The sequence below is a fragment of the Ruegeria sp. CDSC045 genome (assembly GCF_059610725.1).
The window spans coordinates 132,751-150,967 of sequence record NZ_JBXWOE010000003.1; the positions used below are offsets into that span (position 1 = coordinate 132,751).

The following is an 18,217-nucleotide window of genomic DNA, read 5'->3' on the forward strand; positions in this document are numbered from 1 at the left end:
GCCTCGAATTTGCGTTATCGGCCAGAGGACAGGCGCATCCGGTTCAGCACCCCGTCCCGTTTGATGAAATGATGCCAGATGGCAAAGGCAGCGTGACCTAATGCGACGAACAACAGGGCATTGCCCACGGTTTCGTGGACCTCACCAGCAACATGGATTCCCCCGAACCAGGCCAGCATACCAAAGATCGGAACGGCGACCATCAGCGCATACAGCAACAGATGTCCCAAATTTGCTGCAGTCGCCATCAGGGCCGAGCTCTCCTCAACCGGGGCAGGCGCGCCCTGTCGCCACCGAAGAAGGATGCGGACCAGGATCAGCGCAAAGACGATGCAGCCAAGCCAGACATGAGGGGTGGCGCCTTCTGTCCAGACCGTGTTGCCCTCGAGCCGGGCGTGCAGGGCGCGTCCCATGCCATCGCTGCTGATCCATTCGCCGATGATGATCACAGCGATCAGCCAGTGCAATACGATTTGGGGCTTTGAGTAGCGGTCCAAAGTAGACATTCGTTTGCTCTTTCAGAGAAGTTGCGGATACGCGTTAAACGTTGCTGCCTAAGCTTTCCGTCACTTCAGGCTCCGGGCGGGGGTGGCGGCAGGATCGTGAACAACTGCGCCAGTTCCTGTACCTCACCCGCCTTTTTCCAGCCGTCCTGACCGGCGGTCCAGACATGGGTGTCTCGGGTGATCTCTCCGTCTGTCGCCATGCGGCCCATCTTGGCCTTGGAAAATGGCCCGCTGGTTTGCCCGTCAACGGCGATATGCCAGACATGTTCCACTGGCGGTGGCGGCGGAGGCGCCGTATGCGCCGCAGGTTGCTGGGCAGCGGGGGCAGAACCGCCCCACGGACCGCTCGGCTGACCCGCTGCCATGTTCGACATCTGCTGTGCCATGGCCATGCCCATTCCCATGCCAAGGCCAGCGCCCATGCCACCGCCCTGACCGGGATTGTTGGCCGCGGCTGTCATCGCCTCAGCGGCTGAATACTGGGTGAATTTACCCAGATCACCAGCCAGCCCCATCGATGTCCGCTTGTCCAGCGCCGCTTCAACTGCGGGTGGCAGTGAGATGTTCTCGATATAAAATTCAGGCATCTCCAGCCCGTACCCGTCCAAGACCGGGGTCACTTCTGCCGCGATCAACTTGCCCAGATCGGCGGTATTGGCGGCCATGTCCAGAACCGGAATGCCTGATCCTGCGATGACCCGGCTGAATTCCTGAACGATGATATTGCGCACCTGAAAGCTGATCTCGTCCATCGTGAACTCACCATCGGTGCCGACGATTTCGATCATGAATTTTGCTGGGTCTTTGACCCGGGTTGTATAAGTACCGAAAGCGCGAATGCGGGTCGGTCCGAATTCCGGATCGCGCAGCATGATCGGATTCTTGGTGCCCCATTTCAGGTCATTGAAGCGAGTCGTGTTGACGAAATAAATCTCGGATTTGAACGGAGACTGAAAGCCATGGTCCCAATGCTGCAGTGTCGTCAGGATCGGCATATTGTTGGTCTCAAGCATATAGAGACCGGGGGTGAAAACATCCGCCAGCTGCCCCTCATGCACGAAAACGGCCGCCTGGCCTTCGCGCACGGTCAGTTTGGCGCCGTATTTGATCGCATGGCCCTCGCGTTCGAACCGCCAGACCATCGTATCGCGGGTGTCGTCGACCCAGTGGATGACGTCGATGAACTCGCCGGTCAGAAAATCGAAAATACCCATTTGGGGTCTCCTTATCTTGGGCTCACAGCTGCTGGCCCATCAGTTCGCGCGCAATGATCCGCACCACAGGACGCGCGTCTTCGACAGCCACGCCAGGCTCAAGACGCGGGTCATAGAGCATTGTCAGTAATTTCTCGTCATGGCTGGTCAGCAGCGCAAATTCATCGTCATCATTAAAGATGGATGGTCGCGCAGCGTTGCTGTCATTGGAGAGTCCCAGCCCCTGCGCCATTTCTTCGTGGATGCAACTGCGCCGCAGCATATCAGGCAATTCAGCACGGATCAGCACCACCGCCCGAACAAATCGGTGCAGGGACCGGTTGGTCGGAGACGCGATGACAAAACAGTCAATATTTGAACGCGGGTTTGCAACCAGGTCAAGCAATGGCTGATCGATGCCAGGTACAAGCTGTTTCAGGCGGGAGACCACGTATGCACTGTCATCCTTTCCCGCGAAAAAGACATGGAAATTTGCCTTGCGGGTAACGACAGACATCGGATGACCGGTCACTTTGGACAGCCGCGCGGTAAAGGTCTCGACCTGTTCGGCATCCTTTGCCCGCATTTCGGGGGACACAGACGGGGCGAATTCTGTCTGAACACGGATGGGGGCGGACCATCGGCTAAGCTGGCCCTCGGTCGAGTATGTGGTCGCGGTGACGGCGTGATCTGGATACTCGTTGAAAAAGGCAATCGTCTCGAAATTGCGCTCCAGATCGCTGGCATCATAGGGTGTGTCCGGCCCGCCGCCATCGCTGCGCAGCATACCACGCGTTAGCAGGTCACGTTCTACCCGCTGATAGAACCGCGCCAGATCCTGACTGGCCGCAGATGGAGGTACATAGGCATTAGGGGCAGGCGCTGGGGGGACTACGGGGCGCGGTTGAGTGGCAACCGAAGACGTCAGGGCCTCGTCGCAGTTGGCCAACGCCAGCAATGCGACCAGACCCAATACGGGCTTCAGATATCCCAGTGACCGCACCTTCAATCCACCATTAGCCCGGAACAGCTGTTCCGGCGTTGTCACCGATACCGTCCTTGCGCGCTTTGGCTGCGGCCAAAGTGTCGCGCAGTTCGGTTTCCATCTTCTGCAGCTCTTGCTCGGCAGCGGCGCGTTTGGCCTTGCCTTCATCCGCAATCTCCAGGCTTTCATTGATGGTTCCGATCAGATCGGCATTGGCCTGTTTTACGGCCTCGATATCAAAGACACCGCGCTCCATTTCCTGACGGATCACCTTGTTCGACTCGCGCAGGTTGGCGGCATTCGCGGTCAGAAGGTCGTTGGTTAGGTCATTCGCATCGCGCACGGCGGCGGCGGCCTCGGCGCTGCGCTGAATGGTGACGGCTTGTGCCAGCTGGGTTTCCCAGAGCGGTACGGTGTTCACTAGGGTCGAGTTGATCTTGGTCACCAGGGATTTGTCATTTTCCTGAACCAGACGGATCGAGGGCAGCGACTGCATGGTTACCTGTCGCGTCAGCTTCAGATCATGCACCCGGCGTTCCAGATCATCGCGCGCAGCACGCAAATCGCGCAGCTCCTGCGCTTTCATCACCTGATCCTCTTCGGGCGCGGCCTGAACCTCGGCCTCTTTCTGAGGAATGTCCCGGCTGTCCAGTTCGTTCAATTTCTCTTCGCCGGCCGCGATGTAAAGCGCCAGCTCATCATAAAAGCCCAAGGTTTTTTCATACAGGATGTCCAGGGACTTGATGTCCTTCAACAGCGTATGTTCATGCGAAAGCAAGTCATCCGTGATCCGGTCGATCTGGCCTTGAACCTGTTCGTATTGGGCGGTGAACTTGGCGAACGGGGCGGCCTTGCCCAACAGTTTTTCCCACCAGCTACGCTCGCGCCGCACGTCGAGTTCGCTGACCGAGAATCCACGGATCGTGGTCACGATATTACGCAGGCTGTCACCTGCCGGACCGACATCCTTGTTGCGGACATCCGCCAGCATCGCCTGGCTGATTTCCTGCAACTCGGCCTGCGCACCCGAGCCGAAGGACACGATCGAGTTCGTGTTCCCCATGTCGATCTCGCCCATGCGTTTACGAATTTCAGCACCTACAGGCTCGTCGGCCTCTTTCAGAAGGACAACTTCCGCCGTGGGGTCGGGCAGGGCTACGGCGGTCACTTCCTGTACCAGCGTTTCGGCTTCGACCGCCTTGTTCTTTACTTCCTCGGACATGGGGTAATCCTCTCTGTATACTTTGGGCCGGTCAGTCCAACCGAACGCCTTCGCGCTGCAACCGTTCGCGCAGCACGTCAATTTCAACCGTCAGATCGCTGCGGTCATCCAATAGCATCTTACGGGTCCTGGCAGAGAAATTCTGTTCCAGGTCATCCAGTAGAGACGAGTAATTCTGCAGCGACTGTGCATCACGTGTTCTGGCATAAACATCCGAGAACTTGACCGTCGCGTCACGGGCACCCTGCAGATAGACGGTCAGGTATTTTCTTGCTCCGGCCAGATCGCGCGGGTCTTCTTCGACGGTGCGAAACAAATCGCGGGCAGTTTCCTGAAATCGCTCGACCCGCGCTTCGATCCGGCGGTCCCCAGCACGTTTGATGGCGTCGGTCATTTCGGTCAGATGCGCCTCAGCGTCTTCGACTACCCGTGCGACACGGTCCTGCTGAAAGGTATCGATGCCTTCCATGCCTTTGTCTGACATAGGGTCCAGGCCGAAGGAAACGGAATGCAACACAGCAGCGGCGGTGCCGAATAAAACTGGGGCGATGAGGCTGGCGTCAGACACGGTTGCCGCATCGAGAAACTCGGATCGGTACGAGGCCAACGCGGCCCCAAGGCCGGTCAGAACGCTGGAAAATATCTTGCGGGGAATTGCCGGGCGCCGTGCGGTGCGCCGCGCGTTATAGGCCGCTTCGGCCCGCAACCCTTCGCGCAGCAGAAAGGCCGCCCCGGTCAGCAAACCAGCGGCAACAAGTCCAATGGTCATGCCGATTGCGCCGTCGTTCAGCGACAGAAACACCAATGGAACAGCCGGGATAAACAGGATATTAGCCCGTGCTCCAGCTGGTTCTACGCGCGCGCCATCAAACTGACCGCGCGCCGGTTGATCTGTCGACGAATCTGAGTCGTGTGGGCTGTATTTGCCGCCAAAGCGTTTGGCCATGTGCTTACAGCCCTCCCAGTAACCCGGTGCAGACGCCGAACAACAGAACCAATAAGGCCACGTAGGCCAGTTTTTGTACTCCGGACCCGGACATGATGCTCCCTGAGTTTCTCTTTGCGGAAAACTTAGGGGATGCGCGGCCCCGGCGCTAGGGGGAAGGTTACCTAACCCTTATCATTTGCGAGATTTCTTGCCGATCGGAGGCCGTTTGCGCTGTGGTCGTGCAGGGCGTTTGGCCGGAGCCTCTGGCTCAGCCTCAAGACCAAGCTGATCACGCATGACCCGGCGGCGAATTTCCTCGACCTCTCCGGGTTTCAGTTTGCCCAACTGAAACGGGCCGTACGAGACGCGCAGCAACCGGTTCACGGCAAAGCCGATATCCTCGATCGCGCGGCGGATTTCGCGGTTTTTACCTTCGCGCAGGCCAATGGTCAGCCAGGCGTTTGCGCCCTGTTGCCGATCGAGTGTTACGTCCATCGGTTGGAACCGTTCACCCTCGATCACCAGCCCCTTTCGGAGCGGCACGAAATCCTCGTCTTTTGGACGCCCGTTTACACGGACGCGGTATCTGCGCAGCCATCCGGTGGCAGGCAGTTCCAGCTTGCGCTTGATGCCGCCATCATTTGTCAGCAACAGCAACCCTTCCGAGTTCAGGTCAAGCCGCCCAACGCTCATGACGCGGGGCATGTCCTCGGGCAACTTGTCGAAGATCGTCGCGCGGCCTTTTTCGTCCTTCGTCGTCGTAACCAGACCGGGTGGCTTGTGGTACAGCCAAAGACGTGACGGTTCCGGCTCGGACACAGGCTTGCCGTCGACGGTGATCTTGTCTTTGGCGGTAACGTTCAGCGCGGGGCTGTCGATGGTCTTGCCGTTCACAACCACACGACCTGCTTCGATCATGCGTTCCGCTTCCCGGCGCGAGGCGACGCCAGCGCGGGCAAGGACTTTGGCGATCCGGTCGCCTGGAGGAGGGGTATTAGTCATTTGCAGCCCATAGCGCATCCCGCCGCCTTGCGAAAGGCAGGTTTCTGATGCAGTCAGAGGCATGGAGTTCAGATCGTACATGGATATCGCGCTTGAGCAGGCGCGCGAAGCCGGTGAACACGGCGAAGTTCCGGTAGGGGCTGCTATCGTGCTGGGCGACCGGGTTGTCGCCGTGGCAGGCAATCAGACACGCGAGTTGAACGACCCAACCGCACATGCCGAGATTCTGGCCCTGCGCGCCGCCTGTGCTGCGACCGGATCGGAACGCCTGATTGACCACGACATCTATGTCACACTGGAACCCTGCGCGATGTGCGCCGCGGCTTTGGCCGCCGCTCGTGTTCGGCGGATCTATTACGGGGCCTCTGATCCCAAATCGGGTGGGGTAGCTCACGGGGCGCGGGTGTTTTCCCATCCACAGTCGCACCATAAACCCGAAGTGTTTGACGGTATTGCCGCCAAGGATTGCGAAGCCCTGCTGCGCGAATTCTTCACCAAAAAGAGGACCAGTAAATAATCTGGGTTGGGACTGGCCTGCGGTGCTAGGGTTTGGCCCAGTCCACGCGATAGACCGTCTGTGGCCCACCGAACCCCTTTAGTTGAGCCGAAATCGGAGCGCTGAACTGCAGCCCAGCGGTCGCGCCCAGCAGCAATCGGGTAACGTCGGTGACAAGAATTTCATTCGCGCCACAAAGACCAGTCACCCGTGCGGCCTTATTGACCACCGATCCAAAGAAATCCTCGTCCCGCTGAATGACATCGCCGGTATGAATGCCAACCCGAAGACCCAAGGGTATATCCGACTGTAGGGCCGCATTATCCCTCTGGAATTCGGTCGCCGCTTGGATCGCGTCGTGGACAGAGGAGAAGATCGACATCGTGCCATCCCCAAGTGATTTGACCAGTCGGCCGCCATGGGTGTGAATCAGGTTTTCAGCCAGATCGAAATGGCTGGATATGAGCGCGGTCCATTTGTGATCTCCGACCTGACGCGTGATTTCAGAAGAACCTGCGATATCAGTAAACATGACCGATGCCGCGCCCTCTTGTTGATCCTGAGTGAATTCCTGCCGAGCTGCCGCGATCAATGCGTTCAGCGCTTCATGCTCGATCCCGATTTTCTCCATGTTCGAAGTCGGGTTGGAGACATGCATCTGGATCATCTTCCAGACACCGTTTTCCAGATGCAATACAAAGGTGAACCTATGGAGCGCGGCTTTGCCGTTTGATGTGAATGCAAGTGTTGCTTCGCAATGGGCCCATCCTATGTCACCGCATTCAAACGCCTCGAGCGAATGTTCGTCCCAGCTGAAATCCGGAATTTCGCGGGTGTGGTCGGCAAAGCCCTGGCGGAACACCTGTCCGGACCAGCTTTCGCCATCTGCCGACCCCTGATACCGCAGATGTTCAGATGACGAGAGCAGGTTCATCAGCGCGGCGCGATCCTTGAGGCGAACCGCATCATTCCAGCGCCGTATGACGGCGACCAGTTCTGGAGAGGGTGTTACCGCGTTACTCATCAAGCGGCTACAGCTTGATGGCTTGCATCAGCTGCGGTTCGATCACCTCGACACCCGGCAAACCGTCCGCCAGCACCTGCGCGGATTGTTCCAGAATCGGGAAGGTCTTGTAATGGCAGGGAATCACGGTTTTGAAATTGAAATAGCGCTTTGCAGCATAGGCGGCGCCTTTCATGTCCATGGTAAAGTGGCCCCCTGCGGACAGGATACCAATATCGGGATTATAGTAATCCCCCATCCAGTCCATATCGGCCATGATATCGGTGTCGCCCGAAACATAGAGCATGTGCCCCTCGGATGAGATCATGAAACCGACCTCGCTGCCGCCGGTGCGCAGCCCGTCTGGGGTCGAAAATGTCGAGCTGTGCGAGGCGGGTACCATCGAGACCATAACACCGTTCAGGTTGACGGTGCCGCCTTTGTTGAAGCCGACTGTTTCCAGTCCCTCGGCTTCGCTCCAGTACCCCATTAGGTCATACTGACCGACTACGGGGACGTTCAGATGTTTGGCCAATGAGACAACGTCAACAACATGATCGAAATGCGTGTGTGTCAGCAGGATATGTGTCGCGCCCTCCAAAACAGCGTCATGCTGATCTTCAGGCAAAACGGGGTTGCCGGTCAGCCAAGGGTCGATCAGCAGAACCTGTCCTGCTGTTTCAATGCGAAAGCTGCCATGCCCAAGCCAGATGATATTCATGAAAAGCACTCCCAAATGAACTGTTGGCAGCAGACTAGCATCGGGTATGTAAAATTTCATGGATTGGTTTCGGGAAATTGACAGCTATTGCGAGCGTTTATCGCCTGCCTATTGGGCAGAGCCGATAAATGCGGTTACGAATACCGCCTTTTTGATTGCGGCTTTCATTATGTGGCGGCGGGTGCGCGGGCCGGGGATGCCATTGGCAAAAATGCTTGTGGTTATCCTGGTCGGCATCGGAATTGGCAGTTATTTGTTTCACACCCATGCACAGGTCTGGTCCGCGTTGGCGGATACTGCACCCATCCTGCTTTTTATTCTGACCTATATTTTTGCAATGAATCGCGACGTCTGGCAGTTGCGGCCGCTTTACGCGTGGATCGGCGCGGCCCTGTTTGTGCCATATGCCGCTTTGACGATTCCGGTGTTCCAACTGATTCCGGGTCTGGGCGGATCGGCCGCCTATGCTCCGGTGCCGCTATTGATCCTGATTTACGCAATCCTGTTGTCGAAACGCCGGCCTGATACCGCCCGCGGGCTGGCGACCGGCGCAGTGATCCTGATCGTGTCGATTACCTTTCGCGCTTTGGACGCACCGATTTGCACGCAGTTCCCGACTGGTACGCATTTTCTGTGGCACATCCTGAACGCCACGATGTTGGGCTGGATGATCGAAGTCTACCGCAGGCACCTAAGCCGTGCGTCTCAGGCCTGAAACGCAGCAGCCAGTTCTGCGGGCAGGTCAAATTCGGCCAGAACCCTGGTGCGTGCATCGGATGACATCTTACGCGCGGTTTTCTCGACTATGCTGAGGATTTTTTCCTGCGAGTGCTTTTCGGCGAAGGGAGCGAAATACCATTTGAGGAACACAAAACAGGCCACATCTTCCAGCGCCTGCACCTCGATGTCACGTTTGATACCCTGCTTACGCACCATGCGTCCGGCGTCTTGGATTTCGTTTTCTTCAAATCCGCACTGCTTCATCAAGGTCATGACGGTTTGCGCATGGTGTTCGCCCTGCGCCTTGCGCCAAGCCAGATATCCGGCGCGCCCTTCGGGATATTCACTTCGGGCCAGCTTCCAGCGTTCAACATGTTGCCCGCGTGCGGCGATCTCAAGCGAGTTCGATGCATCGGGAAAAAGCCTGGCCAGTTCAGCGCTCATGCGTTGTCCGTAAAGCAACGCTGCGGGTTGGCCGTTCTCTAAGGTTGGATCTTGGGTGTTGGCTGCGTCGATTGCGTCCAGGACTGCCTGTTTTCGCGCGCTCATTCTATGCTCCGTGGCCTTGCCGGAAATCCGGCGGTGTGTTCGGAAGCATCGTAGCGAGTCGGCAAATCAAACGCAGCAGTCAAATGCGAAATTCCGGGTCGGAGAGGGGGGATCCGACCCGGACGAAGTTGTGGCGTCAGTTACCCAGCTTCGTTTTGTCCTGTGTAACTGGTTCGGAAACCTGATCGGGGAAAGACAGGTCGCGGGTTAGCGAACCCATGGTGGGTCCGAATGCCTGAGCTTGCGCAGCAAGAACAGTAGTGGCCAACACAAATGCGGTCATGAGCGTTTTCATCATCTTACTCCAGTTAGTGGCTGTGCCATGCTGTAAGAAGTGAACGGCGCAGTTCACTTTTTCAAGGCGGATTCTGAACTAATTGGTTTACTTTTGTGCATAGGCGCTATGCATTTTTGTATGGCTAAGCCACCTCCTTGCATAGAAGGGGCAGAACAACCGCCTGCTACCCTTGCGACCGAGGCATCAGACAGGTAAATGCCCCCTGACGCATATGAGGTTTTCCGATGTCGATTGACCAAAGCACCGCCGCAAAGGTGGCCAAACTGGCCCGGATCAAGGTCGAGGATGACGCGCTGCCTGCGCTGGCATCCGAGTTCAACACCATTCTTGGGTTCATCGAACAGTTGAATGAAGTGGATGTCGACGGTGTCGAGCCGATGGTTTCGGTCGAACCGATGCGCCTGAAGCGCCGCGAGGATGTGGTCACCGACGGCAGCCAGCAGGACAAGGTTCTGGCCAATGCCCCCGACGCACGCGAAGGTTTTTTCGCAGTCCCCAAAGTGGTGGAGTAAGACATGAGCGATCTGAACAAACTGGGCCTGGCCGAAGCCCGCGACGCCCTGCGTGCCGGTGATGTCACCTCGGTCGAGCTGACCGAAGCCTGCTTGACCGCCATTGATGCAGCCGATGCGCTGAACGCTTTTGTTCATAAAACCCCCGAGATCGCGATAGAACGTGCCAAGGCAGCGGACGCGCGCATCAAAGCGGGTGATGCGCCGTCGATGTGTGGTCTGCCAATCGGCATCAAGGATCTATTCTGCACCAAGGGCGTGCCCTCGCAGGCAGCCTCAAAGATTCTGGAAGGCTTCAAGCCGGAATATGAATCCACCGTTTCGCAGCAACTGGCCGACGCCGGTGCCGTGATGCTGGGCAAGCTGAACATGGATGAATTCGCCATGGGCTCGTCAAACGAAACTTCGGTCTATGGCAATGCGGTCAGCCCGTGGCGCCGTGGCAATGATGACGCGCAGCTGACACCGGGTGGCTCATCCGGCGGGTCCGCCTCGGCCGTGTCGGCTGATCTGTGTCTGGCCGCAACCGGGACCGATACCGGTGGCTCGATCCGTCAGCCTGCGGCCTTTGTCGGCATTACCGGCATCAAGCCAACCTATGGCCGGTGTTCGCGCTGGGGCATCGTGGCCTTTGCATCCTCGCTGGATCAGGCCGGGCCGATGACCAAGAATGTCCGCGACGCGGCGATCATGCTGGAAACCATGTGCGGTCACGACCCCAAGGATTCCACCAGCGCCGAACTGGCCGTCCCGAATTTCGAGGCCATGCTGACCGGCGACATCAAGGGCAAGAAGATCGGTATCCCCAAGGAATACCGGATGGACGGCATGCCCGCCGAGATCGAAAAACTCTGGGCAGGTGGCGCCGCGATGCTGAAAGACGCAGGGGCCGAGATCGTCGACATCTCGCTGCCGCATACCAAATACGCGCTGCCCGCCTATTACGTGATTGCGCCTGCCGAGGCGTCCTCGAACCTGGCGCGCTATGATGGTGTCCGCTATGGCCGCCGCGCGCAGTTGGGGCAGGGCGACGGCATCACAGAGATGTACGAGAAAACCCGCGCCGAGGGCTTTGGTCACGAGGTGCAGCGCCGTGTGATGGTCGGGACATATGTTCTGTCGGCAGGTTTCTATGACGCCTATTACAACCGCGCCCGCAAGGTCCGCACGTTGATCAAGAAAGATTTCGAGGACGTTTTCGCCGCCGGTGTTGACGCCATCCTGACCCCGGCCACGCCTTCGGCGTCGTTCGGTCTGGGTGAAATGACCGAGGCGGATCCGGTTCAGATGTATCTGAACGACGTCTTTACCGTGACGGTTAACCTTGCTGGTTTGCCAGGTATTTCGGTTCCTGCAGGTCTTGATTCTCAGGGTTTGCCGCTTGGTCTGCAGCTGATTGGCCGTCCATGGGACGAAGGCGATTTGCTGAACACGGCCTATGCGCTGGAAAGCGCTGCGGGCTTTGTGGCCAAGCCGGGGAAATGGTGGTAATCCTCTGATCAACAAGACAACGTAGAACGGAGCAGCTGGATGCGCTTTTCGATTCTGATCCCCGCAATCGGGTTGATGGCCGCCTGTAACACGGTGGCTCCGGTTCAGGGTACAGGGTTCAACACCCCGACTTATCAGGCGCAAAGAGAAGCTGAGCTGGCAGGGCAGGGCGGCACTGGAAGCCCTCTGCCGGAACCCTATGAGGTCTCGCAACAACCTCTGGGGTCGTCCACATCGGGCGCGGATGGCGCTGACCTGGCCACGGCCACTGCTGCAGCGCTTGCAAGCACCTCGACGCAGGCGACCGCCACTTCAGCATCGGTGCCGACTGCCAGCAACAGCGGCATCTCTGACGAACAGGATTTTGCTGCGGTTTCTGAACGTCGTAGTATCGAAACCGATGCTGCTCGAATCGAACAGAACAGCCAAACCTATGAGGTTGTCTCCCCAACCGCGGTTCCGCAACGCGGAGCGGATGGTCAGCCAAACATCGTCCAATACGCGCTGAGCACATCCAATCCGGTCGGTGCCCAGCTCTACAGCCGTGCGGGGTTCAACCTGCAGGCCAAGGCACAGCGGAATTGCGCGAAATTCCCATCGGCGGACCAGGCGCAGATCGAGTTCCTGTCAAATGGCGGTCCCCAGAAGGACCGCAAGGGGCTTGACCCTGATGGCGACGGATATGCTTGCGGCTGGGATCCCAGCCCGTTCCGCAGTGCCGTCAACAACTGATCCTCAGCCCATCTGGCACCCATCCCCCAATTTCGGAGATCGCCGGGATGGGCTGACGCCGTCTTTGGTGGTTCTCCACTACACCGCAATGGACAGTGCACAGGCTGCGCTGGATCGCTTGTGTGACCCGGCTTTCGAAGTCTCTGCGCATTACCTGATCGGTTCCGATGGCACGCTTTGGCAAATGGTGCGCGAAGAGGACCGGGCCTGGCACGCCGGAGCAGGGGAGTGGCGCGGGCGAACCGATATCAATTCGCGTTCGATTGGGATAGAGCTGGATAACTCAGGGCTGGTTCCGTTTTCGGAGCCGCAAATGGCTGCTTTGGAGAACTTGTTATCGGATATTCAAGACCGTCTGGGAATCCAACCATGGAATGTTATCGGCCATTCGGATTTGGCCCCCCAGCGAAAACTTGATCCTGGTTCCAAGTTCGATTGGGATCGCCTTGCGCATCTTGGGTTGGCCGTAGGGCCTACTGTCCTCAAGGGTATTTGCCTGGATCAAATGCCTCCAGATGAGAAACACTTCGCATTTATTGCGATGAGAGTAGGCTATCCAGAGGCCAGCACCGAGGATTTACTGAAAGCGTTCAGAAGCCGGTTTTCTCCGGTGCGGCGCGGCCCGCTTTCCAAGGAGGATATGGGTGATATCGAAAGATTGGCAGGGTTCATGGAACATCTTGACGGTATCCGAGCGGAAGTTTAGTCGGGTCTTTGCGCGGAGGGCCGGATGGCTGCTGGGGCGTAAGCCCGAGAGGAAAGTCCGGACTCCACAAGACAACGGTGCCGGGTAACGCCCGGGCGGGGCAACCCGACGGAAAGCGCCACAGAAATCAGACCGCCATGCGTGCATGGTAAGGGTGAAACGGTGGGGTAAGAGCCCACCGCGCCCCTGGCAACAGGGGTGGCACGGCAAGCCCCACCGGGAGCAATGCCAAATAGGGTCCCCACGCGGGCAGGTCGGCGTCCGCCGATACCGCCGCTAAGTGCGTCTTGGCCGAGAGGGACCGGGTTGGCAGCTTGAGCCGTGCAGCAATGCACGGCCTAGAGGAATGGTCATCGAAGGGGGCAACCCTGGAACAAGATCCGGCTTACAGGCCCTCCGCGCGTTAATATTGCTAAGACGAATCGCGTTGTTCCGCAGCTGGGTCACGGCTGGAGTCATCCTTTGATACAGGTCTTGCTGTGGCTGCTGAGCTGGCATCCCTTGTGGCCGAAATGGCCGCGTTAAGGTCTGCGATAAGCTGGGTGCAGGGACGATCTTGTGTTTTGATGAAATCTGCGCCGATCTACCCGAATTCAGGTTGACTCGGCTGCATGACCGGGTAAAAGCGCACGCTCATAGGAATTCAACCGAAAGGCCCCTGCCTTTTCGGACGCAGGAGATAACCATGGCGAAGCCGACGACAATCAAGATCCGTCTGAACTCGACCGCGGGCACGGGCCACTTCTATGTGACCAAAAAGAACGCGCGCACCATGACCGAGAAAATGACCGTTCGTAAATACGACCCGGTCGTTCGGAAGCATGTCGAGTACAAGGAAGGCAAGATCAAGTAATCTGCCGTCCTGCTTGGACAGAATGACAAGGGTCCTGTTTCGACAGGGCCTTTTTCGTTTGCGCGACGATGTTTCATACCTGAATCTATCGGGTCAAGGCAGCCGGAGCGCGCTTGGAGGCCGTTGCAGCGAAGCATCAGCAGCCGAGGCATTCGTTTGCCCGCTGGGTTGCTTTTTGGAATGTATTGCAACTACGCTTGAGCTAACCGTTCCAAAATGTTGGCCGTCATGAAAAAAATCTTGTTATCCACAGCAACTATTCTGGCTCTCGCAGCCTGTGAAGACCCCTATAACCGCGAGGGTGTTGGCTTTACGGGCATTGATGGTGAGCCGCGGAGCATCAGCGAAGTGCCGGGTGCGGCGGCGTTTGTTCCAGAGTCCACCAATGTTCCGGCAGAGTTGGCAGAACTGCCCCCGGTCCGAGTTTCAACGGACGAGACCGATCCGGGTAAAATTGCACGTGTTGCAATAGAAAATGGCGCGCGCAGCGATACCAGCGCAGTAGTCGTTTCCGGCTCAGATACAAACCTGTTCCTGAGCACTGTTGAAGTGAACGGAACGCTTTTCGGCGTCGTGCGTACCGAAAATAGCCGCACCAGGGTTCCAAATACGATTGGTGCTAACTTTGGTACTGGCGCTGAACAATTCACTGGCTGCTTGCCTGTCGGCGACGTTTATCGCAAAGGTTCAGAAAAGCGCAGTTCCGGATTTGCTGTTCAGTTGAACTGCAGCTAGATTCATATTACTGTGGAATTGAAGGGCCTCTCATCGTCAGGATGAGAGGCCTTTTTTGTTGCGGCATTCGAGCCTAAAGCCAGTGCGCTAACCAGAAAGAACAAAGGCGGACCAATCGGCCCGCCTTTGACGTTTTCAAAATGGTTGGTGGTCCGGACTATTCACGGCTTCCAAACAACTGCAGCAGGAACATGAACATGTTGATAAAGTCCAGATACAGGCTCAGCGCGCCCATGATGGCTGCTTTGCCCAGCCATTCCTGATCGCCGGTATGTGCCATCTGCAAGTAGGTGGTTTTGATCTTCTGGGTGTCATAGGCGGTCAGACCGGCGAAGATCAGAACACCCAGAACCGAAATCGCGAACGTCATTGCAGACGAGGCCAGGAAGATGTTCACGACCGAGGCAACGATCAGCCCGATCACACCCATGATCAGGAAGGTGCCCATTGCGGACAGGTCTTTCTTGGTCGTGTAGCCGTACAGGGAAAGCCCCGCGAAAGCGATTGAGGTGATCAGGAAAACCTGAATGATCGACTCGCCGGTGAAGACCAGGAAAATCCAGCTGATCGAAACGCCCATGACTGCGGCAAACAGGTAGAACACTGTTTGTGCCGTTGCAGCCGACAGGCGGTTGATGCTGGCGCTGAAGCCAAAGACAAAGGCCAGCGGGGCAAACATGATGACCCAGCGCAACGGCGAGGCGAACAGCGAATACCCAAGCGACGTCAGATATTTGTCAGAGCTCAGCTGTGCCGCAGCCGCCGAAGGGTCGGTTGTGGTCGCTAGGCCAGCTATGGCCCAGGCCGCTGCAAATGTAATCAGCATGCCCACGGACATTGTGCCGTAGACTTTGTTCATATGGGCGCGCAGGCCCTCGTCAATCTGGGCAGCGCGCGTACCGGTCGCTGTCCGGATCGTGTCAAATTGTGCCATTAAAAGGTCTCCCTCCACATATTCTTTTTGCGTCCTGATGTCAGGCCGCGCTCCTCGCAAATATCGGCAAGTGCGGGCTGTGTTTCAAGGGTTTAACGCGGGAAACAGGCTAAAACACGCAACAAAAATGGCGGCTTCGAGGTGTCAGCCGCCATTCAGTGGTAAAAGTAGTGGATTAGGTTCATTTTTGCCAGAATTCCGGAGCATCCCATATGCGGCGTTTTGCTTCGGCTTCGGCCTCTTCACGGGAAATACCGATATCGAGAAGGGCGCGGTCGTCCAATCTGGCGAGCTGACAGCGTTGGCGCCGTAGCGATAGTGCATCCAGAACAGAAGTGAGCTTAAAGCGCTGCCGTGGTTTGCAATATGTTGAAGCTGTGATTTGCGTCATAGCCTTGTCCTTTCGGTTTTGCTGATGTGTTGTGCCTATTGCATCAACTTCCTTGATTTATATGGAGGGCTGTGACACATTTTGAAAATGAATATTATTGAACACATCCATAAGGAATCGTGAAGATGCGAAATTTGGACATCACCACTCTCCGCTCCTTTGTGGCAGTTGCCGATCAGGGTGGCGTGACGCGGGCAGCCGGTTTCCTGCACCTGACACAATCTGCCGTATCGATGCAGCTAAAGCGGTTGGAGGAGCTTTTAGGTCTGGAGCTGCTGGACCGAAGTGGCAGAACCATCGCGCTGACAGCGTCGGGCGAACAGCTTTTGGCCTATGCCAGACGCATGATCTCGTTGAATGACGAGGTGATGTCCAAGCTGACGGATCAGGCCTATGAGGGCGAGGTCGTTCTTGGTGTGCCGCATGATATCGTCTATCCGGCGATCCCCCGGGTGCTGCAGCGATTCAACGCGGATTTCCCACGCGTCCGTGTGCAGCTTATCTCCTCCTATTCGCTGCAACTGAAGGATATGTTTAAGCGCGGAGACTGCGATTTGATCCTAACGACCGAGGCGACAGTGGGGCAAGGGGCCGAGACGATTGCCGAGCTTCCTTTGCGCTGGATTGGTGCGCCGGGCGGGTCTGCCTGGCGAAAACGCCCCATTCCGCTAGCGCTTGGGCGTCGGTGTCTGTTCAGGCCGCAGGTCATTGCTGCGCTGGACGCGGCTGGAATTCCCTGGGAGCTTTCGGTGGAAACCGAAAATGACCGTACTATCGAGGCAACCGTCAGCGCCGATTTGGCGGTTCATGCCATGCTCGAAGGGACAGAGGCCGCACATCTTGCCCAGATCGATTCGGGTGGCGTCCTGCCCGAGCTTCCTGCGCATATGATAAATCTGTATGGCGGCGAAACTGGCCGCGGAGCCGTGGTTGAGGCGTTGGCGACGCTGGTGCGCCAGAACTTTCGTTTGCTTGGGGGGGTGCCGCTCAAAGCCGTTGTCGGTTGATCATCCCTCAGGGGGTTATGACGACTTTCCCGGTGGCCGTCCTGTCGCGCAGCATGGCCAGTCCGCGTTCGGCTTCGGACAGGGGCAGAACATGGCTGATATGGGGTTTGATGCGGCCCTCGCTATGCCAGCGAAACAGCGTTTCAAAGCTGTCCGTCACAATCTGAGGTCGAAACTTCAAGTAGCCTCCGATGTAGAGCCCGATGACTGTCAGGTTCTTGACCAGTAGGTGGTTGGCCGGAATTTGCGGCACCTCACCGCCCGCAAAGCCAATGGGCAAGATGCGACCTTCGGGGTTGGTCGCGCGAAAGGCGGCTTTAAACACATCGCCGCCGATCGCGTCATATACGACATCCGCGCCTCCTAATGCCTGGACACGGGCGCGGAGATCTTCGGATGCGTCGATCAGATGATCGGCCCCGGCCCTCTGTGCCACCTTGAGTTTCTCACTACCGCGCGCCTGCGCAATAACCGTGGCGCCCATAAGCTTGCCGATCTCTACCGCCGTCAGGCCGACGCCACCTGCCGCACCGGTCACCAGCAGGGTTTCGCCGGGCCTGAGCCGCGCACGATGACCCAAAGCAATATGGCTGGTGCCATATGTGATCTGAATTGCGGCGGCGTCTTCAAAGCTCATAGAGTCAGGGATTGCGATTGCACGATCGGCGTCGAACACTCCGAATTCAGCGAGGCCACCCTGGCCGGAATAGACAGCGACGCGGTCACCCGGGTTCAGGTGGCGTACATTGTTTCCAATTTCGCGAACAATCCCTGCGACTTCCATGCCCAAGGAAAAGGGCGCCACCGGGGTGTCCTGATACGTCCCCTTCTGCATAAGGAGATCCGCAAAATTCAAACCGCAGGCTTTGATTTGAATGCAGACCTGGCTGTCGCCGGGTTCTGGCGGGTCAATATTGCAAAGCTGGGCCTTGGCCCCGTTGGTCTGGATATGAAACGCCAGCATGATTTGGCTCCGTCTTTTCGGGCATAGGTCAGTGCTGTCGTGGTCTTGTCAATCTGTTACCCTGCTGAAGACCCTGTTAATCCGGTGTTGATCAGGTGATTGTTTCCAGATCGGAATCAACGTGTGCGCGGTATTCACAACACAACTATAAACCATTGTTTGTGGAATCAGATTCAACCTTCTTGAAAAAAGCGCCAAAAAACGTAATAGTGCGCTATGGTGCTGATTTGGGGGGCATGTTCCAAATTAGGGAGTGGTTAAGTCGGGCT

Annotated in this window: 21 protein-coding genes, 1 other RNA gene and 1 pseudogene; 10 read left to right on the plus strand and 13 right to left on the minus strand. The window is 57.4% G+C overall.

Going from position 1 to position 18,217, the window contains the following annotated elements:
- Positions 1 to 14: 14 nt before the first annotated feature.
- The 6 genes and pseudogenes from AC2FH6_RS07905 to AC2FH6_RS07930 all read right to left on the minus strand — a co-directional run.
- Complete coding sequence (locus AC2FH6_RS07905; protein ID WP_496701985.1) at positions 15 to 506, minus strand: cytochrome b; 492 nt, start codon at positions 504 to 506, stop codon at positions 15 to 17.
- A gap of 65 nt (positions 507 to 571) precedes the next feature.
- Positions 572 to 1,720, minus strand: coding sequence for an SPFH domain-containing protein (locus tag AC2FH6_RS07910; RefSeq protein WP_281994943.1), 1,149 nt, complete (start codon positions 1,718 to 1,720; stop codon positions 572 to 574).
- A gap of 22 nt (positions 1,721 to 1,742) precedes the next feature.
- Complete coding sequence (locus AC2FH6_RS07915; protein WP_496701987.1) at positions 1,743 to 2,747, minus strand: DUF2927 domain-containing protein; 1,005 nt, start codon at positions 2,745 to 2,747, stop codon at positions 1,743 to 1,745.
- The gene (locus AC2FH6_RS07920) at positions 2,716 to 3,906 is read right to left on the minus strand and encodes a toxic anion resistance protein (protein ID WP_281994942.1); all 1,191 of its coding nucleotides are present in this window, start codon (positions 3,904 to 3,906) and stop codon (positions 2,716 to 2,718) included. The genes AC2FH6_RS07915 and AC2FH6_RS07920 overlap by 32 nt, the downstream gene beginning before the upstream one ends.
- Positions 3,907 to 3,937: 31 nt before the next feature.
- On the minus strand, positions 3,938 to 4,852 hold the full coding sequence (locus tag AC2FH6_RS07925) for a 5-bromo-4-chloroindolyl phosphate hydrolysis family protein (RefSeq protein ID WP_496701990.1): 915 nt from the start codon (positions 4,850 to 4,852) through the stop codon (positions 3,938 to 3,940).
- A 177-nt stretch (positions 4,853 to 5,029) separates the two neighbouring features.
- Positions 5,030 to 5,836, minus strand: a pseudogene (locus AC2FH6_RS07930) (pseudouridine synthase); the annotation flags it as partial.
- A gap of 61 nt (positions 5,837 to 5,897) precedes the next feature.
- Between AC2FH6_RS07930 and AC2FH6_RS07935 the strand changes: the two are divergent.
- On the plus strand, positions 5,898 to 6,353 hold the full coding sequence (locus AC2FH6_RS07935; RefSeq protein ID WP_496701992.1) for a nucleoside deaminase: 456 nt from the start codon (positions 5,898 to 5,900) through the stop codon (positions 6,351 to 6,353).
- Between the two features lie 25 nt (positions 6,354 to 6,378).
- Here AC2FH6_RS07935 and AC2FH6_RS07940 read toward each other — a convergent pair whose 3' ends face one another.
- Together AC2FH6_RS07940 and AC2FH6_RS07945 are read right to left on the minus strand one after the other, a co-directional pair.
- Positions 6,379 to 7,356 (minus strand): nuclear transport factor 2 family protein, encoded by a 978-nt coding sequence (locus AC2FH6_RS07940; RefSeq protein ID WP_496701994.1) that lies wholly within the window; start codon positions 7,354 to 7,356, stop codon positions 6,379 to 6,381.
- 7 nt (positions 7,357 to 7,363) lie between these two features.
- Complete coding sequence (locus AC2FH6_RS07945) at positions 7,364 to 8,056, minus strand: metal-dependent hydrolase (protein WP_496701996.1); 693 nt, start codon at positions 8,054 to 8,056, stop codon at positions 7,364 to 7,366.
- 58 nt (positions 8,057 to 8,114) lie between these two features.
- Here AC2FH6_RS07945 and AC2FH6_RS07950 point away from each other — a divergent pair, with 58 nt between their 5' ends.
- Positions 8,115 to 8,771, plus strand: coding sequence for a ceramidase domain-containing protein (locus tag AC2FH6_RS07950; protein ID WP_496701998.1), 657 nt, complete (start codon positions 8,115 to 8,117; stop codon positions 8,769 to 8,771).
- Here AC2FH6_RS07950 and AC2FH6_RS07955 read toward each other — a convergent pair.
- Positions 8,762 to 9,325, minus strand: a complete 564-nt coding sequence (locus AC2FH6_RS07955) for a DUF4202 domain-containing protein (protein WP_496677713.1) — start codon at positions 9,323 to 9,325, stop codon at positions 8,762 to 8,764. The two genes, AC2FH6_RS07950 and AC2FH6_RS07955, sit on opposite strands and share 10 nt — an antisense overlap.
- Before the next feature lie 136 nt (positions 9,326 to 9,461).
- Entirely contained in the window at positions 9,462 to 9,620 is a 159-nt protein-coding gene (locus tag AC2FH6_RS07960) for a hypothetical protein (RefSeq protein WP_496677714.1), read from the minus strand.
- Between the two features lie 227 nt (positions 9,621 to 9,847).
- On the opposite strand from AC2FH6_RS07960, the gene gatC reads away from it, so the two are divergent.
- The 7 genes from gatC to AC2FH6_RS07995 all read left to right on the plus strand — a co-directional run bounded on the left by gatC (position 9,848) and on the right by AC2FH6_RS07995 (position 14,652).
- Positions 9,848 to 10,135, plus strand: coding sequence for an Asp-tRNA(Asn)/Glu-tRNA(Gln) amidotransferase subunit GatC (gene gatC / locus AC2FH6_RS07965; RefSeq protein ID WP_170562049.1), 288 nt, complete (start codon positions 9,848 to 9,850; stop codon positions 10,133 to 10,135).
- A gap of 3 nt (positions 10,136 to 10,138) precedes the next feature.
- Positions 10,139 to 11,626: an Asp-tRNA(Asn)/Glu-tRNA(Gln) amidotransferase subunit GatA gene (gatA, locus tag AC2FH6_RS07970; protein WP_496690955.1), complete on the plus strand. Its 1,488-nt coding sequence runs from the start codon at positions 10,139 to 10,141 to the stop codon at positions 11,624 to 11,626.
- A 39-nt stretch (positions 11,627 to 11,665) separates the two neighbouring features.
- A complete protein-coding gene (locus AC2FH6_RS07975; RefSeq protein WP_496690954.1) occupies positions 11,666 to 12,358 on the plus strand; it encodes a hypothetical protein in 693 nt (230 codons plus the stop codon).
- Positions 12,309 to 13,064, plus strand: coding sequence for an N-acetylmuramoyl-L-alanine amidase (locus AC2FH6_RS07980; protein WP_496702202.1), 756 nt, complete (start codon positions 12,309 to 12,311; stop codon positions 13,062 to 13,064). The genes AC2FH6_RS07975 and AC2FH6_RS07980 overlap by 50 nt, the downstream gene beginning before the upstream one ends.
- 12 nt (positions 13,065 to 13,076) lie before the next feature.
- An RNA gene (gene rnpB, locus AC2FH6_RS07985) (RNase P RNA component class A) lies at positions 13,077 to 13,468 on the plus strand.
- A 281-nt stretch (positions 13,469 to 13,749) separates the two neighbouring features.
- Complete coding sequence (gene rpmG / locus AC2FH6_RS07990; RefSeq protein ID WP_007799108.1) at positions 13,750 to 13,917, plus strand: 50S ribosomal protein L33; 168 nt, start codon at positions 13,750 to 13,752, stop codon at positions 13,915 to 13,917.
- A gap of 216 nt (positions 13,918 to 14,133) precedes the next feature.
- Positions 14,134 to 14,652: a hypothetical protein gene (locus tag AC2FH6_RS07995; protein ID WP_142636739.1), complete on the plus strand. Its 519-nt coding sequence runs from the start codon at positions 14,134 to 14,136 to the stop codon at positions 14,650 to 14,652.
- A 157-nt stretch (positions 14,653 to 14,809) separates the two neighbouring features.
- Here the strand turns inward: AC2FH6_RS07995 and AC2FH6_RS08000 are convergent, their stop codons facing one another.
- Both AC2FH6_RS08000 and AC2FH6_RS08005 read right to left on the minus strand, forming a co-directional pair.
- Entirely contained in the window at positions 14,810 to 15,586 is a 777-nt protein-coding gene (locus tag AC2FH6_RS08000; protein WP_496690953.1) for a Bax inhibitor-1/YccA family protein, read from the minus strand.
- Positions 15,587 to 15,767: 181 nt separating this feature from the next.
- A complete protein-coding gene (locus tag AC2FH6_RS08005; protein WP_496690952.1) occupies positions 15,768 to 15,977 on the minus strand; it encodes a DUF1127 domain-containing protein in 210 nt (69 codons plus the stop codon).
- A 125-nt stretch (positions 15,978 to 16,102) separates the two neighbouring features.
- On the opposite strand from AC2FH6_RS08005, the gene AC2FH6_RS08010 reads away from it, so the two are divergent.
- Positions 16,103 to 16,984, plus strand: coding sequence for a LysR family transcriptional regulator (locus AC2FH6_RS08010; RefSeq protein WP_142636745.1), 882 nt, complete (start codon positions 16,103 to 16,105; stop codon positions 16,982 to 16,984).
- Positions 16,985 to 16,991: 7 nt separating this feature from the next.
- On the opposite strand, the gene AC2FH6_RS08015 is transcribed toward AC2FH6_RS08010, so the two are convergent.
- A complete protein-coding gene (locus tag AC2FH6_RS08015; protein WP_496690951.1) occupies positions 16,992 to 17,948 on the minus strand; it encodes an NADPH:quinone oxidoreductase family protein in 957 nt (318 codons plus the stop codon).
- Between the last annotated feature and the right edge of the window lie 269 nt (positions 17,949 to 18,217).

Bases quoted from the DNA above. Each gene is read 5' to 3' on its own strand.
- AC2FH6_RS07905 (WP_496701985.1), bottom strand. From the start codon at position 506: ATGTCTACTTTGGACCGCTACTCAAAGCCCCAAATCGTATTGCACTGG.
- AC2FH6_RS07910 (WP_281994943.1), bottom strand. From the start codon at position 1,720: ATGGGTATTTTCGATTTTCTGACCGGCGAGTTCATCGACGTCATCCAC.
- AC2FH6_RS07920 (WP_281994942.1), bottom strand. From the start codon at position 3,906: ATGTCCGAGGAAGTAAAGAACAAGGCGGTCGAAGCCGAAACGCTGGTA.
- AC2FH6_RS07925 (WP_496701990.1), bottom strand. From the start codon at position 4,852: ATGGCCAAACGCTTTGGCGGCAAATACAGCCCACACGACTCAGATTCG.
- AC2FH6_RS07935 (WP_496701992.1), top strand. From the start codon at position 5,898: ATGGAGTTCAGATCGTACATGGATATCGCGCTTGAGCAGGCGCGCGAA.
- AC2FH6_RS07940 (WP_496701994.1), bottom strand. From the start codon at position 7,356: ATGAGTAACGCGGTAACACCCTCTCCAGAACTGGTCGCCGTCATACGG.
- AC2FH6_RS07945 (WP_496701996.1), bottom strand. From the start codon at position 8,056: ATGAATATCATCTGGCTTGGGCATGGCAGCTTTCGCATTGAAACAGCA.
- AC2FH6_RS07950 (WP_496701998.1), top strand. From the start codon at position 8,115: ATGGATTGGTTTCGGGAAATTGACAGCTATTGCGAGCGTTTATCGCCT.
- AC2FH6_RS07955 (WP_496677713.1), bottom strand. From the start codon at position 9,325: ATGAGCGCGCGAAAACAGGCAGTCCTGGACGCAATCGACGCAGCCAAC.
- AC2FH6_RS07960 (WP_496677714.1), bottom strand. From the start codon at position 9,620: ATGAAAACGCTCATGACCGCATTTGTGTTGGCCACTACTGTTCTTGCT.
- gatC (WP_170562049.1), top strand. From the start codon at position 9,848: ATGTCGATTGACCAAAGCACCGCCGCAAAGGTGGCCAAACTGGCCCGG.
- gatA (WP_496690955.1), top strand. From the start codon at position 10,139: ATGAGCGATCTGAACAAACTGGGCCTGGCCGAAGCCCGCGACGCCCTG.
- AC2FH6_RS07975 (WP_496690954.1), top strand. From the start codon at position 11,666: ATGCGCTTTTCGATTCTGATCCCCGCAATCGGGTTGATGGCCGCCTGT.
- AC2FH6_RS07980 (WP_496702202.1), top strand. From the start codon at position 12,309: ATGCTTGCGGCTGGGATCCCAGCCCGTTCCGCAGTGCCGTCAACAACT.
- rpmG (WP_007799108.1), top strand. From the start codon at position 13,750: ATGGCGAAGCCGACGACAATCAAGATCCGTCTGAACTCGACCGCGGGC.
- AC2FH6_RS07995 (WP_142636739.1), top strand. From the start codon at position 14,134: ATGTTGGCCGTCATGAAAAAAATCTTGTTATCCACAGCAACTATTCTG.
- AC2FH6_RS08000 (WP_496690953.1), bottom strand. From the start codon at position 15,586: ATGGCACAATTTGACACGATCCGGACAGCGACCGGTACGCGCGCTGCC.
- AC2FH6_RS08005 (WP_496690952.1), bottom strand. From the start codon at position 15,977: ATGACGCAAATCACAGCTTCAACATATTGCAAACCACGGCAGCGCTTT.
- AC2FH6_RS08010 (WP_142636745.1), top strand. From the start codon at position 16,103: ATGCGAAATTTGGACATCACCACTCTCCGCTCCTTTGTGGCAGTTGCC.
- AC2FH6_RS08015 (WP_496690951.1), bottom strand. From the start codon at position 17,948: ATGCTGGCGTTTCATATCCAGACCAACGGGGCCAAGGCCCAGCTTTGC.